This is a genomic window from Bacillus cereus group sp. MYBK15-3 (assembly GCF_051916765.1).
GTDB lineage: Bacteria > Bacillota > Bacilli > Bacillales > Bacillaceae_G > Bacillus_A > Bacillus_A cereus.
In genome coordinates, this window is record NZ_JBQAHG010000003.1 from 100,685 (window position 1) to 117,496 (window position 16,812).

Here is a 16,812-nt window from a genome sequence, read left to right on the forward strand (position 1 = left end):
CATGCAAGCAGAGAAGTTTCATGACCTCCCGCTTGAAGACGTGTTAGGTGATCGCTTTGCACGTTATAGTAAATATATTATTCAAGATCGTGCACTTCCAGATGCACGTGATGGCTTAAAGCCAGTACAAAGACGTATTTTATATTCTATGTATGTAGAAGGTAATGTACATGATAAAGCGTTTCGTAAATCAGCTAAAACAGTAGGTAATGTTATCGGTAATTATCATCCACATGGAGATTCCTCTGTATATGAAGCAATGGTACGCTTAAGCCAAACTTGGAAAGTACGTAATGTTTTAGTTGAAATGCATGGTAATAACGGTAGTGTTGATGGGGACCCAGCGGCAGCGATGCGTTATACGGAAGCTCGTTTATCACCAATCGCATCTGAATTATTACGTGATCTTGATAAAGAAACAGTTGAATTCGTGTCAAACTTTGATGATACGAGTGAAGAACCGGTTGTATTACCAGCAGCGTTCCCGAATTTATTAGTGAACGGATCTACAGGGATTTCCGCTGGTTATGCAACAGAAATTCCTCCGCATCATCTTGGAGAAGTTATTGATGCTACAATGATGCGTATTGATAAGCCAAATAGTACTGTTGATGATTTATTAACAGTTATGAAAGGACCAGATTTCCCAACAGGCGGTATTATTCAGGGGATTGATGGTATTAAAAAGGCGTATGAAACAGGTAAAGGTAAAATTATTATTCGCGGAAAAGCAGAAGTTGAAACAGTGCGCGGTGGGAAACAACAAATTGTAATCACTGAAATTCCTTACGAAGTGAATAAGGCAAATCTTGTAAAGAAAATGGATGAATTACGTCTAGATAAAAAGTTAGATGGTATTGCTGAAGTGCGTGATGAGACAGATCGTACTGGTTTACGAATTGTTGTTGAATTAAAGAAAGAAGCAAACGCCGAAGGTATTTTAAATTATTTATATAAAAATACAGATTTGCAAATTCCATATAACTTTAATATGGTAGCGATCAATAATCGTCGTCCAACACTTATGACATTACCGAAAATTTTAGATGCTTATATTGGACATCAAAAAGAGGTTATTACGAGACGTTCGCAATATGAATTAAGAAAAGCAGAAAATCGTCAACATATTGTAGAAGGTTTAAAGAAAGCGTTATCGATTTTAGACCAAGTAATTGAAACAATTCGAGCTTCAAAAGATAAACGTAACGCGAAAGATAATTTAAGTGCAAAATTTGGCTTTACAGAAGCACAGGCAGAAGCAATTGTTTCCTTGCAATTATATCGCTTAACGAATACAGACATTACGGCGTTACAAGAAGAAGCAGATGAGCTTAATAAGAAAATTATTGAGCTACAGGCAATTTTACAAAGTGAAAAAAGATTACTTCAAGTAATTAAAACAGATTTAAAGAGAGTTAAGAAAACATATAGTGATGATCGACGCGCAATTATTGAAGATCAAATCGAGGAAATTAAAATCGATGTAGAAGTGATGATCCCACAAGAAGATGTCATCGTTACTGTAACGAAAGAAGGATATGTGAAACGTACTGGATGGCGCTCACATAATGCCTCAAATGGCAAAGACTTCGGTATGAAAGAGGGTGACATCTTACTTGAACGATTCGATACGAATACGACAGAGACAGTCCTCTTATTTACGAATAAAGGCAACTATATATATCTGCCAGTATACGAAATGCCAGATATCCGTTGGAAAGATTTAGGTCAGCACGTTGCTAATATCGTTTCACTCGACCGGGATGAAACAATCATTTGGGCAACGGTTGTACCGAACTTTGAGGAAGAAAAACGATTTATCGTATTTGTAACAAGAAATGGTATGATAAAGAAAACAGAATTAAATCAATATAAAGTTCAGCGTTATTCAAGGGCATTCGTTGCTGTAAACTTGAAAAAAGATGATGAAGTTGTCGATATATTTGCGACAGATGGAACGAGTGATATCGTTCTTGCTACACACGGTGCATATGCACTTATTTTCCATGAAGATGAAGTAAGTCCAGTCGGTGTAAGAGCTGCTGGCGTGAAAGCAATTAATTTAAAAGAAGATGACTATGTCGCTTCTGGTAAACCGTTAAATGGTGACAAAGATCAACTTATTCTCGTAACACAGCGCGGTGCTGTAAAACGTCTAAAAGCATCAGAAATTGAAAAATCAACGAGGGCCAAACGAGGTCTTGTTATTTTCAAAGAATTAAAACGTAATCCGTACCGCATTGTCGGTATTGAAATTGTTCGGGACGATGAATTAGTTTACATGAAGACAGAGAAAAACATTGTAGAAGAGATTGATCCGAAAGCGTATCGAAATAAAGACCGGTATAGTAATGGTAGCCTAGTGCTAGATGTTAATGATACTGGTGAAGTAGTAGAAACGTGGACGAAGAAAAGACCAGAATAAAGAGGGCATCTTGCTATGAATAATAGCAAGATGCTTTTTTCTAGGCAATTTATTATGTAAATAATAATAATCTTGTTATAATAACTGAATGAAATCGTTCTCATAAAGTGAAACTTTAATCAATGGGGATTTTCTTTATCCACACTGATTATTAGTTGAACCAATCGGGCTTTAACAAGCAGTTGATTTCTCACCTAATTCCTTAGCTTTCGCTGAATTTTTGGTTAGGAATCTTACTGCCTGTTAAAGCGGGACAAATGGAGGGGCAACATGAAAAAAATAGGTGTAGGGATTGTAGGATTTGGTTTTTCTAGTACGACATTTCATATCCCACTATTACAAACGATAGAAGAATATGATATTCGTGCTGTATTATCCTCAAAAGAAGAGGTAGTAAAAGAAACATTACCAAATGCTAATGTTGTTAGTACAATTGATGAATTGGTGAAGCGAGCTGATGTTGACTTAGTTGTTATTACATCACCTAATACAACTCATTTTCCATATGTAAAAGAAGCAATTTTAAACGGTAAGCATGTTGTTGTAGAAAAACCATTTGTTGTCTCAATTGAAGAAGGGGAAAAGCTTATTTCATTAGCAGAGCAGCATAATGTAATGTTAAGCGTATATCATAATCGTCGTTTTGATAATGATTTCTTAACAATTAAGAAATTGTTAGGAGAAAACAGAGTAGGGAATGTATACGCATATGAATCGAATTTTGATCGTTTCCGTCCACATGTACGTGATCGATGGAGAGAAAAAAATCTACCAGGCTCCGGTATATTATACGATTTAGGGTCGCATTTAATTGACCAAGCGTTATCAATATTCGGGAAACCAGATGCGATAAGTGCAGATGTAATAAAACAACGACCAGGTGCAGAGGTGGATGATTATTTCCACATAGTACTTCATTACGGAGTTAAACGTGTCATTTTACGTAGTAGCAGTTATGTGAAAAAAGCTGGACCGCATTTTATAGTGCATGGAGAGAAAGGTTCTATCGTGAAGTACGGTATGGATTCGCAGGAAGAGCAATTAAAAAATGGAATGAAGCCAGGTGATAACGGTTATGGAGTAGACGATGAAGAGAATTTTGCTACTTTAGAAACAGAAGAAAACTTAGAGCGTATTCCAACAGAAGTCGGTTGTTATGACAATTATTATAAAGGTGTGCGAGATAGTATATTAAATGGTGAGAAACTACCTGTAACAGCAAAAGAAGGTTTAGATGTTATTAAACTGATTCAATTAGCGATTGAAAGCAGTGAAAAAGGTAGAGTCATTTCTATAAAATAAAAAGACACGAAATTCGTGTCTTTTTTATTAGGAATATGTGAATATGATTAATTATTTAGTTTAGTTTAGTCGTTTATCATACATTAATTGGATTTGTATGCCATAAGGATCTTCAATAATACCATATGCTTCACTAAATATATTTTTTTCTAGCGGAGAGATTATTTTCACATGCTTATCGGAAATTAAATTATTATAAAACCTTTGTATTTCTTCTAAATTAGCGCTTTGAATGCAAAGTGACATGTTATTTCCAACGTTATAACGTTCATTAGTATTCATTGTATCTTCTGCTATCATTAGCTTTGTATTCCCAATTTGTAAAACAGAGTGAGCAATATGTTCTTTATTTTCACTTGTAATTTTAAAAGAACGATCTCTTTTCGCCAGTTCTTCATACGTAACAACCATTAATTTTTTGGCTTCTAAATTACGTGTATAAAAGTTAATTGCCTCCTTTGCTTGCCCATTCATTGAGACAAAAATAGCTATTTCTAATGTCATAAATTCACAACTCCTTTATTAGTTAATAATTATAATATAGACTAAAAAGGTTTCAATACATGACACCTTTCGGGAGGTAAATATGAAAAAAACGGAACGAATAAATGATATGCTTATTTTCTTAAATAATAAAAGAAATTTTAATTTAAAAGATTTAATGGTTAGATATGATATTTCTAAAAGTACAGCTTTACGAGATATTCAATCATTGGAAGAAATAGGTGTACCCATATATTCTGAACTAGGTAGAAATGGAAGTTATAAAATTATAGAAAATAGTGTGTTATCGCCAATTTATTTTAGTGTGGATGAAATGTATGCGTTATACTTTTCGATTCTTACGCTAAATGGATACAAGACAAAACCATTTAATGTAGAAAGTATTGCGCTTGAAAATAAATTTAAACATGTATTACCTGATAATGTGAGTAAAAATATTTCAATTATGGAACGAACGCTTTCCTTTGAAGTAACAAATCATAGTAATTTTAGTCCGTTCTTAAAAGAAATTTTACAGGGGATTTTTGCTGAGCGAGTTTATTATTTAACATATTTAAAAAAAGATGAGGAGAAAGTATTGGTCGCCCAATTTATTCGAATCGAATCTAAATTTGGCCAGTGGTATGCTAAAATCTTTAATTTTGAGACAAATGGTGTTCAAATAATTAGATGTGATAAAATTCTTTCTATTGAGGAAACAAGCAACACGAATTCAAAAAATCTTGAAGAACTATTAAGTTATCTTACAAACTTTCACAGAAAACCTGATGCAATTGATTTTAGCGTCATTGTTAATCAAAAAGGAAAGGATATTTTTGATAAAGAGAATTATCCTTCCATGAGGATGCAAAAGGAAAATGAAAATTATAGTATAACAGGCTATTTTAACAAGCAAGAAGTTGAGTTTATTTCAAGTTATTTTCTAAATTTTGGTGAAACGATTATTTCAATTCAGCCTGTGATGCTAAAAGAGTTAATCTATAATAAGGTGTTATCTATAAAGCAGCATTTAACTTCTTTAAGATAAAGTTAGTTTTAGTCATTTTTTGATATGAAAAAGCCCTTGCGATTTAAATATCCAAAGGGCTTTTTGGTGATTTTATTTGTTCTTTAGAAAAATTACTTTTGTGGAACAGAAAGACCATAGAAGAACATCGTAACGATATCTTTTATATGTTTTTCCCGATCTCCTTCAAGAAGTTGTGCTCCAAATTCATCACCTAATTTTGTAAACATTTGAATGTAAAGTAACATCATTTCTTTAGTAAGGTGTGGATTAATTTCGTTTTTGCGCTGAGCTCGTTCTAATATTTCTAAATACCAGGGTAGGATTTTTTCATTTTGATAACTATAAATAAACTTACGGAGTTCTTCGTCCCTTTGCATCATTTGTAGTAACATATCAGGTTGAAATAATCCGCCAGTATTCATTTTTCTTACAATCATTTTTTGCATCATATCATGAAAAGGTAATTTTTCTTCTGCAAGCTCTTTATAATATTGAAATTCAGATATGATAAATTCTTGTATAAGCTCCCTAAATAACGCATCTTTACTTCCGAAATGATTATAAATTGTAACTTGAGAAACGTTTGCTTCTTTTGCGATATGTTCTATTTTCACTTCATTAAATCCACGTTCTGAAAATAATAAGAATGCTGCTTCTTTAATGGCACGCTTTTTCTTTTCTTTTACTCTTTCAAAGCCGTTCAATGCAATCACCTCACTTAAAATATACAAGAAAAAATAATGGAAAACAATAATTTTGAAATATGGACTGATAAATATTTCAAAAAGTTGTTGCGAATATGAAAGATGAGGAGTACAATAATTTTGAAATATCACATATTAAATATTTCAAAAAATGAGGTGGAATTATGATTTCAGTTCAAGATGTCACAAAACAGTTTTCGAATGGAAAAGGTTTGTTTCATATTACATTTGATGTAAAAGAGGGAGAAGTATTTGGTTATTTAGGACCGAATGGTGCCGGAAAATCAACGACGATTCGTAATTTAATGGGATTTATAAAACCGACAGCTGGTAAAGCGACAATTTTCGGATTAGATTGTTGGAATGAAGCAGCGAAAATTCAAAGGGAAGTTGGTTATCTACCGGGTGAAATTTCTTTTATTGAAGGAATGAACGGATTAGAGTTTTTAAAATTAATGCAAGGAATGCGTGGATTAAAGGATACGAAAAGACGAGATGAACTGATAGAGCGTCTGCAATTTGATGTGAAAACACCGATTCGCAAAATGTCTAAAGGAATGAAGCAAAAAGTAGGGATAGTCGCTGCATTTATGCACGATCCAGAGGTGTTAATTTTAGATGAACCAACATCTGGACTTGATCCACTTATGCAGCAAGTGTTTATAGATTTAATATTAGAGGAAAAGCAAAGAGGAAAAACAATTCTTATGTCTTCGCATATTTTCACTGAAATTGAGAGAACTTGTGACAGAGTAGCTATTATTAAAGATGGTCGACTCGTAACGGTTGAAAATATTCACGATTTACAAAGTATGAGAAGACAAGTGATAGATGTAACAGTATCATCACAAGAAGAGATTGAGTCTCTTACAAAGTGTAATTTGCAATTTGAAGCGGTAAAAGGCAGAGAGGCATCTATCATTGTACAAGGAAACTATCAAACTGTTTTACAAACACTTTCAAACTACAATGTAACGGCACTTCAAACGAGAGCGATGGATTTAGAACATTTATTTATGCATTATTACGATAAGAAAGAAGGGATAACGCATGAATAAGCAATTATTTTTAGCTAGTTTGAAAGAAACACAAAAAAGTATTTTGAGTTATGCGTCTGGTGCAGCTTTATATCTGTGGTTATTAATTTGGATATTCCCGTCAATGGTATCAGCGAAAGGGCTAAATGAATTAATAGGTGCCATGCCTGATAGTGTGAAAAAAATCGTTGGTATGGAAAGTCCGATTCAAAACGTAATGGATTTTCTAGCGGGCGAATACTATAGTTTATTGTTTATTATCATTTTAACAATTTTTTGTGTAACAGTTGCGACACATTTAATTGCTCGTCATGTAGATAAAGGAGCAATGGCATACATGCTAGCAACACCTGTATCTAGAGTGCAAATTGCGATTACACAAGCTGCTGTTCTCATATTGGGACTTCTGATTATTGTATCTGTTACGTATGTAGCTGGGTTAGTAGGTGCAGAATGGTTTTTACAAGATAATAACTTAAATAAGGAGTTATTTTTGAAGATAAATGTAGTCGGAGGGCTCATATTTTTAGTCGTTAGTGCGTATTCATTTTTCTTTTCTTGTATATGTAATGACGAAAGAAAAGCACTAAGTTATTCAGCGAGTTTAACTATCTTATTTTTCTTATTGGATATGGTAGGGAAGTTAAGTGATAAGTTAGAATGGATGAAAAACCTATCATTATTCACGCTGTTTCGTCCGAAAGAAATTGCTGAAGGATCATATAATATATGGCCGGTAAGCATAGGTTTAACTGCTGTAGCGCTTTGTATTTTTATCGTAGCGATTGTAGTATTTAGGAAGAGGGATTTACCGTTATAGAGTAGAAAGTCCACTGAGAAAGTGGGCTTTTTTTATTTGTAAATTTAAACTAGTATGTTTATTGCATCCTTATAAAGGATATTTATCTTTTTAATTACAAAAATATTCAAAAAAGTGAACCTTTTTCTAGGTTCATACGTCTAATACATGTAAAGTTAAATTGGAAGTGATGAAGTGAGGATGAAGCAGGAGGAGCGATTGTGAAAGTAATCCCTTTATATAAAATGGTTATAAAAGAAGAAACGGATGTTTCTTTAGCGAAAAAAGGTGATCATGAAGCCTTTATAGCGCTTATACATACAGAAAAAGTGAAGATGTATCGAATAGCAAAGGCGATGTTACGTGATGAGACAAATATAGAGGATGCGATACAGACAACAATTTTAAAAGCCTATGAAAATATAAAAAAATTAAAAAAAGAAGAATTTTTTCAAACTTGGTTAATTCGAATACTAATAAATGAGTGTAACAATATTATTAGAGCGTATAAAAATGTAATTGTGACAGAAGAGAATGATTACAATATGAGTGCGTGTGATCAGTATGAAGATATAGATTTGTGTAATGCGATTCAATCGTTACATGAAGAATTAAGAGCTGTTACGGTGCTTTATTACTATGAAGACATGAATCAAGAGAGTATAGCAAAGCTGTTAGAAATACCGAAAGGAACAGTGAAATCAAGATTATCACGCGCGAGGGAACAACTACAAAAACGATTAAAGATGGAATAGGGGGTGTAAAGGATGGATAATGAAAAATTATTTGATGAGAAATTAAAAAAGAGAATAAAAGATGAAAATGTTATAGTACCTCCAGAGTTAAATGAAAAGATTAATGGTACGCTACATAATCTTAAGGTAAAAAAGAAGAGTTACAAAATTCATATGATGATAATTAGTGCAGCGGTTTGTATACTTTCAGTGGTATCTATGTCTGAGTTTTCTATACAAAGTTTTGCGCAAAATGGTGGAGTATTTGAATATGTAAAGAAAAAAGCGTTTTCTGATTATGAAAATGAAGAAGAAATAAAATCGAATGTACATTATCCAGAGAAAGAAAAGATTCATCAAAAAATGCTAGATTCTATTGATTATTTTAAAAATATTTCAGGACAATTTGAGGAATATTCTAGCTCATCAAGAATTGCTACAACATATAAGTATGCGATTGATACGGAGAAACAAAGAGGTATCTCTTCGAAAGAAGATAAACTAGCCAAAAAACGAACAATTATATATAACGAGGGCAAGAAAAAAGAGTTTGATGATGAGAAGTATACCTATAAAGAGACAAAATGGAACCCGAAAGAAAGAAACAATGAACTATTAAAATTAAATCCTACGGAAAGGTTAGTGAGAAAATCAGATGAGAAAAAGAGATATGATGATGAATATGTAGGGCTAGCTAAATATAGTATTCAATCAGAATTCGCAGATTTATTAATTCGATATAAAGATTGGAATTATAAAGAAACGAAATATCTTGGATTAGATTGTTACAAAATTGAAGGAGTTATAAACATAGAGATGCCTGTTAGCACCTCTGAAGATTTAAGAGGGAAATTCGAAATGGTTGTGGAGAAAAATACAGGGATTATGTTGAAATTTCTTAGTTTTCAAGAAGGCTTGATTCAATATTCAGTTACGACTGAATGGATACAAATAGATAAGGGATTGAAAGAAAGTATGTTTCAAAAGGATAGCGCTAAATATGAAAAAATGAAAAACATATTGGATCAATAGAAACAGGAGGAGAGTAAATGGGGAATCATTCATCTTTAAGAGAAGAGAAAAATAAGCAAAAATATAAAAAGAAAAAGATAATAAGTTTACTACTGGCGGTATTACTATTTGGTGGAATTGGCTATGGAGCCTATGTATATATGAAAACTTCTAGTCTTGTACAAAAATCTAATTTGAATTTAGCACGAGGTGAAAAATCCAATTTACGTGAGAAATCTGTAAAGCCAATTGCAAATCATGTTTCACTTTTAATTATGGGAATTGATGAAAATCAAGAACGACAAAAGGAATATAATGGTGCATTTCATACAGATGCATTATTGTTAGCGACTTTTAATAAAGACGATAAAACAGTGAAATTAACAAGCATACCGCGTGATACATATACATATGTTCCAGTTGAAAAGAAAAAAGATAAAATAACCCATGCATATGGAAGTGGTTTCGTTAAAAATGGTAAAGATGGAGGACCGCAAGCTTCTGTGGAAGCGGTAGAAAAATTGTTACAGGTGCCTGTTGATTATTTTGTGAAATTTAATTTTGGTTCCTTTACTAAAATTGTTGATGGGTTAGATGGTATTGAAGTGGATGTCCCAGTTGAATTTACGGAGCAAAATAGTAAAGATGAACCTGATGCGATTCATTTGAAAAAAGGATTACAAAAATTAAATGGGGAAGAAGCACTTGCACTAGCAAGAACGCGCCATATTGATAGTGATGCAATGAGAGGACAGCGCCAACAACTTGTTATTGAAGCGATTTTAAGTAAATTAAAAAGTGTAGGATCGATTACGAAGCTAGAAAAAATAGTTGAGGCGGTTGATGGTGATTTTAAAACAAATTTAGTAATGGATGATATTTTATCTTTTTATAAATACGGTTTAAACGGTTCAGTTGAAAAAATACAATTAGCTGGTGATGATTTATACTTACCTAATGGCCCAAACGGGCAACGTGTATATTATTATAATCCTAATAAAAAAGATCTACAGAGTTTGAGTAATACTCTTAGAACACATCTAGGATTAAGTGAAAAGCAAATTGAGGAGAATTAAAGCAGACGAAATGTCTGCTTTTTTATTTTTGTAGAAAAGATGTTTTTACATATATGCATTATTTATTAGAAATAATTAACAAGTATTCAAGCGGTAAATGAGATCGAAGTGATTAAAACAACGAATGTGTATGAATGCAAAATAAGGTTTGAACAACATATGGAATTTTTATGAATATTACTGTAAAAAAAATAATTTTTTAAAAATTTTCAATAATAATACTTTACAAAAATTAAAAAATTAGTAGAATAAGAATTAGTAAGAATCGTCTGATAAATATATAGAGAAAAACAGAATTATCAGAAAATTCTTTAATAGCTATCGTTAAGAATTAGGGAGGGTACAAAATGAAAAAGAAACAAATGAAAAAACTAACAGCAGTTGTAGCACCGGTTTTAGCAATGAGCATGGCGTTAACAGCATGTTCTACATCAGGTGGAGATAAGAAGACAAGCACAAATTCAAGTGGAGATAGCAAGTCAGAGGGAAAATTAGCGGCAAAACAAGTGTTGAATCGAACAGTAAACCAAGAGATTCCAACGATGGATTCTTCTAAATCAACAGATACAGTATCTTCACAAATGCTAGGGAATACGATGGAAGGATTATATCGTCTTGATAAAGATAATAAGCCTATTCCAGCTGCAGCAGAATCTAGCACGAAAAGTGAAGATGGTAAAAAATATACATTTAAACTACGTAAAGATGCAAAATGGTCAAATGGAGATCCAGTAACGGCGAAAGATTTCGTATATGCTTGGCAACGTCTATTAGATCCAAAAACAGCTGCTGAGTATGCATTTATCGCATTCCCGATTAAAAATGCAGAAGTAGTAAATAAAGGAGAAAAACCTGTAACTGAATTAGGAGTAAAAGCAGTAGATGATCTTACGCTTGAAGTTGAGTTAGAGCAAGCAGTACCGTACTTCTTAAACTTAGTAGCATTCCCATCATATTATCCATTAAACGAAAAGTTCGTTAAAGAAAAGGGCGAGAAGTTCGGTATAGAGTCTGATACAACAGTTTATAATGGACCGTTCGTTCTTAAAGATTGGAAGCATGAACAAGGATGGCAATTAAAGAAAAATGATCAATATTGGGATAAAAAGACTGTAAAACTTGAAGAAGTTAACTTCAGTGTTGTTAAAGAACCAGCAACTCTTATCAATTTATATGATAGCGGTCAAGTTGACTTTGCTTTATTAACTGGAGAGTTCGTAGATAAATACAGAAATAAGAAAGATGAATTCGGAACATATTCACAAGTGAGTACGTATTTCATTCGTATGAACCAAAAACGTGATGGACAAGATACACCATTAAAGAGTAAAAAGTTACGTGAAGCAATTGCACTATCAGTTGATAAAAAGAATTTAGCAAACGTAATTTTAAATGATGGATCAAAAGAAGCTGACTTCTTAGTACCAAAAGGTTTAGCAACTGGACCAGACGGTAAAGACTTCCAAGAAACGTTTAAAAATGGTTTAAAACCAAATGCTAAAAAAGCTGCTGCAGCTTGGGAAGAAGCGAAAAAAGAGCTAGGTAAAGACCAAGTTACAATTGAATTCTTAAACTACGATACTGGTAATGCGAAAAAAGTTGGCGAATATATTAAAGATCAGATTGAGAAAAACTTAAAAGGTGTAACAGTTAACATTAAACTTCAACCATTTAAGCAAAAACTAAAATTAGAAACTGAACAACAATATGATATTTCGTATGGCGGATGGAATCCGGATTATGCAGATCCAATGACGTTCTTAGATATGTTTGAGACTGGACATTCTCATAACCAAATGAGCTTCTCTGACCCTAAATATGACGGCATGGTGAAAAAAGCTGGAACGGAATTAATGAGCGATGCGAAAAAACGTTGGGAAGAGTTAGGAAAAGCTGAAAAAACATTACTTGAAGAAGATGTAGCGATTGTACCTTTATATCAACGAGGAGATTCTTATGTTTTACAACCAAATGTAAAGGGAGTAGTAAAACATAATATCAGTCCAGAATTTAGCTTTAAGTGGGCATATGTGACTGAAAAATAATAGAGTTGAAAAAGCATTTAAAAGTGGCTTAGCTACTTTTAAATGCTTTTTTTGTGAGCTTAAAATACTAATTTTTAGTGTGGTTAAATAGAAGAGAATAAGGTGTATAGTATGTACATATAGTAGATGGGGGATAAATCATACTAAATTAAAAAAATCAGAATATTTAAAATTAAACTATTTACAAATACGAAAAAAAGAGTAGAATAACATTAGTTGTAATTTTCTGAAAAACGAATCTTTAGTAAGGGGTCTCTCAAGGATTGGTAATGTACATATAATTAGGGAGGGTATAAAAATGAAGAGAAAAAAGCTGAAAAAGTTAACGGCAGTTGTAGTACCAGTCTTAGCGATGAGTGTTGCATTGACAGCATGTTCTGGGGCAGGTGGGGAAAAGAAAACGACTACTACATCAAATAGTGGGGAAGAAAAAAAATCTGATATTAAATATGCAGCGAAACAAGTATTAAATCGTACGGAAAACCAAGAAATTCCGACGATGGATACTTCTAAATCTACTGATACATTAGGTTCGCAAATTTTAGGGAACACGATGGAAGGCCTATATCGCCTTGATAAAGATAATAAGCCAATTCCTGCTGCGGCAGAGTCTAGTACGAAAAGTGAAGATGGTAAAAAGTATACGTTTAAACTGCGAAAAGATGCAAAATGGTCAAATGGTGATCCTGTAACAGCGAAAGATTTCGTTTTTGCGTGGAAGCGCTTACTTGATAAGAATACTGCAGCAGAATATGCATTTATTGCTTACTATATTAAAAATGCAGAAGCGATTAATAAAGGAGAAAAACCTGTAACTGAATTAGGAGCGAAGGCGGTAGATGATTACACGCTAGAAGTAGAATTAGAAAAACCGGTACCGTATTTCTTAAATTTATTAGCATTCCCATCATACTATCCATTAAATGAAAAATTCGTAAAAGAAAAAGGTGATAAGTACGGTTTAGAAGCAGATACAACTGTGTATAACGGTCCATTCGTTATGTCTTCATGGAAACATGAACAAGGTTGGCAGCTAAAGAAAAATGATAAGTACTGGGATAAAAAGACTGTGAAATTAGAAGAAATTAACTATAGTGTAGTAAAAGAGGTTGCAACGAAAGTAAACTTATATGATACAGGATCAATTGATTTTACATTACTATCAGGAGAGTTTGTAGATAAATATAAATCGAACAAAGAAGAATATGGTGAGTATGCGGAATCAAGTACATTCTTCTTACGTTTAAATCAAAAACGTAACGGACAAGATACGCCTTTAAAGAGCAAAAAACTTCGTGAAGCAATTGCATTATCAGTTGATAAAAAAGGATTGGCGAATGTAATTTTAAATAATGGATCAAAAGCAACAGATCAATTGGTTCCAAAAGGACTTGCGACAGGGCCAGATGGTAAAGATTATCAAGATACATTTAAAAATGGTCTGAAATATAATCCGAAAAAAGGAGCAGCAGCGTGGGAAGAAGCGAAAAAAGAACTTGGAAAAGATCAAGTTACAATTGAATTGCTAAGCTATGATGATGGAACTGCGAAAAAGATTGCTGACTATGTAAAAGATCAAATTGAGAAAAATTTAAAAGGTGTAACGATTAATACGAAAATTCAGCCGTTCAAACAAAAATTAAAATTAGAAACTGCGCAAGATTATGAAATTTCTTATGCAGGTTGGAGTCCAGACTATGCGGATCCAATGACATTTATTGATATGTTTGAATCGAAGAGCCCGTACAACCAAATGAGTTATTCAAATCCAAAATACGATGAAATGGTAGGAAAAGCAGGTAATGAATTAATGAGTGATGCGAAAAAACGCTGGGAAACGTTAGGGAAAGCTGAAAAATTATTCCTTGAAGAAGATGCAGGGTTAGTTCCTTTATATCAAACAGGAAGATCGTATGTAATGAAACCGAATGTAAAAGGAATTGTGAAACATAACATCAGTCCAGAATATAGCTTTAAGTGGGCGTATGTAACTGAGGATGGCGGAAAAAAATAAAGTGAAAGCATTTCAAAAGTGGCTGAGCTGCTTTTGAAATGCTTTTTAGTATGTATAAGGGAATAAATCTCGTTAGCCTATTGAGAATCGGGTAGGTAATTAGGAAGGTTCTATCGGAGGGATTTAGAGAGGTCAGTAAGTAGTAAGACAGATGATAGTAAGAGACCTCATGCTAATAAGAAAAATATAGAACGTAGTAATAGAGTGGAATAAGGGGAGGGATGTTTACATATAGTAGACGGGGGATAATTCATATAGTAGTTAAAACAACAAGTTACTATAATAAAAAAATAAATATTTAGAAAATTTACAAAAATACTTTACAAAATCTTAAAAAATAGTAGAATATTAATTAATAAGAATTTTCTGATAACAAAAGTTAGTAGAGAAATTCTAAATGTTAATATCGTACATATAATTGGGGAGGGTACAAAAAATGAAGAGAAAAAAGATGAAAAAATTGACAGCGGTCGTAGCACCAGTTTTAGTAATGAGTATGGCATTAACAGCTTGCTCTGGATCAGGAGATAAAGAGAAGGCAAGCACAACACCAAAAAGCGGTGAAAAAGAAGGTGGAAAATTAGCAGCTAAGCAAGTATTGAATCTAACAGAAGCCCAAGAAATTCCATCTATGGATTCTTCGAAAGCGACAGACCAAGTATCGTTTCTTGCTTTAAATAACGTAATGGAAGGTTTATATCGACTTGATAAAGATAATAAGGCAGCTCCAGGGGTTGCTGAATCATATAAAAAGAGTGATGATGGTAAAAAGTATACATTTACATTAAATAAAAATGCAAAATGGTCAAATGGAGACCCTGTAACGGCGAAGGATTTCGTGTTTGCTTGGAAACGTGCGGTAGATAAAAATACAGCAGCGGAATATGCATACATTATGTTTGATTTAAAGAACGCAAAAGCAATTAATGATGGGAAAGCACCACTTGATACGTTAGGTGTAAAAGCTGTAGATGATTACACATTAGAGGTAGAATTAGAAAATCCAGTTCCTTACTTTGTAGAATTAACTTCATTCGGAACATTCTATCCGTTAAATGAAAAATTCGTAAAAGAAAAAGGTGAAAAATTCGGTTTAGAAGCAGATACAACGTTATACAACGGACCATTTACATTAACAGACTGGAAACATGAAGAAGGATGGAAATTAAAGAAAAATGCACAATATTGGGATAATAAAACAGTTAAGTTAGATGAAATCAACTTTAACGTAGTAAAAGATAGCGGTACACGTGTAAACTTATATGAAAGCGGACAAATCGATCGTGCGGGACTTACATCTGAAATGGTTGACAAATATAAATCAAATCCAGACTTTTATACACAAAAAACACCATCAACGTTCTTCTTACGTTTAAACCAAAAACGTGGTGGGCAAGATACAGTATTAAAGAACAAAGATTTACGTTTAGCGATTGCAAAGGCATATGATAAAAAAGGCTTAACGAACGTTATTTTAAATGACGGATCTACACCAGCAGATTACTTAGTACCAAAAGAATTTGCTAAGAGTCCAGATGGAAAAGACTTCCGTAAAGAAAATGGAGATATTTTAAAAACAGATGTGAAAAAAGCAAAAGAGCATTGGGAAAAAGCGAAAAAAGAACTTGGAAAAGAGCAAGTAACGATTGAGCTATTAAACTACGATAGCGATAATGCGAAGAAAGTAGGAGAATTCTTAAAAGGAGAACTTGAGAAAAACTTACCAGGGTTAACAGTGAACTTGAAAAATCAACCGTTTAAACAAAAATTAAAATTAGAATCAGATTTAGATTATGATTTATCTTACGCTGGTTGGGGCCCTGACTACTTAGATCCAATGACATTCATTGATATGTTCGTTACAAATGGTCCTCATAACCAAACTGGATATTCAAATCCAAAATATGATGAAATTGTAGAAAAAGGTAAAGGCGAGCTATTAACGAAAACGAAAGAACGTTGGGATAGCTTACTAAAAGCTGAGAAAATATTACTTGATGATGCTGTAATTGCACCATTATATCAACGTGGTGATGCTATCGTTCAAAGACAGAAAGTAAAAGGTATTGTTCACCATCCAGTTGGTGGAGACTACAGCTATAAATGGGCATATATTACAGAGGATAAGTAAGATGAGGGGCGTACAATACGC

At 33.0% G+C, this 16,812-nt stretch carries 13 protein-coding genes; 11 read left to right on the forward strand and 2 right to left on the reverse strand.

Going from position 1 to position 16,812, the window contains the following annotated elements:
* The first annotated feature begins 1 nt into the window (after position 1).
* Entirely contained in the window at positions 2-2,425 is a 2,424-nt protein-coding gene (gene parC / locus ACTFR8_RS14710) for a DNA topoisomerase IV subunit A (RefSeq protein WP_001147463.1), read from the forward strand.
* 270 nt (positions 2,426-2,695) lie between these two features.
* On the forward strand, positions 2,696-3,727 hold the full coding sequence (locus ACTFR8_RS14715; RefSeq protein ID WP_000719773.1) for an oxidoreductase: 1,032 nt from the start codon (positions 2,696-2,698) through the stop codon (positions 3,725-3,727).
* A 60-nt stretch (positions 3,728-3,787) separates the two neighbouring features.
* Here ACTFR8_RS14715 and ACTFR8_RS14720 read toward each other — a convergent pair whose 3' ends face one another.
* Complete coding sequence (locus tag ACTFR8_RS14720) at positions 3,788-4,231, reverse strand: VOC family protein (protein WP_000171349.1); 444 nt, start codon at positions 4,229-4,231, stop codon at positions 3,788-3,790.
* 82 nt (positions 4,232-4,313) lie between these two features.
* Here ACTFR8_RS14720 and ACTFR8_RS14725 point away from each other — a divergent pair, with 82 nt between their 5' ends.
* Positions 4,314-5,258 (forward strand): helix-turn-helix transcriptional regulator, encoded by a 945-nt coding sequence (locus ACTFR8_RS14725; protein ID WP_098618786.1) that lies wholly within the window; start codon positions 4,314-4,316, stop codon positions 5,256-5,258.
* Between the two features lie 92 nt (positions 5,259-5,350).
* Here the strand turns inward: ACTFR8_RS14725 and ACTFR8_RS14730 are convergent, their stop codons facing one another.
* Positions 5,351-5,953: a TetR/AcrR family transcriptional regulator gene (locus tag ACTFR8_RS14730; protein ID WP_002005560.1), complete on the reverse strand. Its 603-nt coding sequence runs from the start codon at positions 5,951-5,953 to the stop codon at positions 5,351-5,353.
* A 155-nt stretch (positions 5,954-6,108) separates the two neighbouring features.
* Between ACTFR8_RS14730 and ACTFR8_RS14735 the strand changes: the two genes are divergently transcribed.
* The 8 genes from ACTFR8_RS14735 (at position 6,109) to ACTFR8_RS14770 (ending at position 16,791) form a co-directional block, all read left to right on the forward strand.
* Complete coding sequence (locus ACTFR8_RS14735) at positions 6,109-7,002, forward strand: ABC transporter ATP-binding protein (protein WP_000626568.1); 894 nt, start codon at positions 6,109-6,111, stop codon at positions 7,000-7,002.
* Complete coding sequence (locus ACTFR8_RS14740) at positions 6,995-7,801, forward strand: ABC transporter permease subunit (RefSeq protein ID WP_001041438.1); 807 nt, start codon at positions 6,995-6,997, stop codon at positions 7,799-7,801. Before ACTFR8_RS14735 ends, ACTFR8_RS14740 begins: the two co-directional genes overlap by 8 nt.
* A 200-nt stretch (positions 7,802-8,001) precedes the next feature.
* Positions 8,002-8,535 (forward strand): RNA polymerase sigma factor, encoded by a 534-nt coding sequence (locus ACTFR8_RS14745; protein WP_016111142.1) that lies wholly within the window; start codon positions 8,002-8,004, stop codon positions 8,533-8,535.
* Between the two features lie 12 nt (positions 8,536-8,547).
* Positions 8,548-9,546 carry a hypothetical protein gene (locus ACTFR8_RS14750; RefSeq protein WP_000368245.1) on the forward strand — a complete coding sequence of 333 codons (999 nt, stop codon included), beginning with the start codon at positions 8,548-8,550 and terminating at the stop codon, positions 9,544-9,546.
* 17 nt (positions 9,547-9,563) lie between these two features.
* Positions 9,564-10,601, forward strand: a complete 1,038-nt coding sequence (locus ACTFR8_RS14755; RefSeq protein ID WP_000526726.1) for an LCP family protein — start codon at positions 9,564-9,566, stop codon at positions 10,599-10,601.
* Positions 10,602-10,948: 347 nt separating this feature from the next.
* A complete protein-coding gene (locus ACTFR8_RS14760; RefSeq protein WP_058839934.1) occupies positions 10,949-12,646 on the forward strand; it encodes a peptide ABC transporter substrate-binding protein in 1,698 nt (565 codons plus the stop codon).
* A gap of 298 nt (positions 12,647-12,944) precedes the next feature.
* Entirely contained in the window at positions 12,945-14,660 is a 1,716-nt protein-coding gene (locus ACTFR8_RS14765) for a peptide ABC transporter substrate-binding protein (protein ID WP_000823428.1), read from the forward strand.
* Between the two features lie 436 nt (positions 14,661-15,096).
* On the forward strand, positions 15,097-16,791 hold the full coding sequence (locus ACTFR8_RS14770) for a peptide ABC transporter substrate-binding protein (RefSeq protein WP_000823439.1): 1,695 nt from the start codon (positions 15,097-15,099) through the stop codon (positions 16,789-16,791).
* Positions 16,792-16,812: the final 21 nt, after the last annotated feature.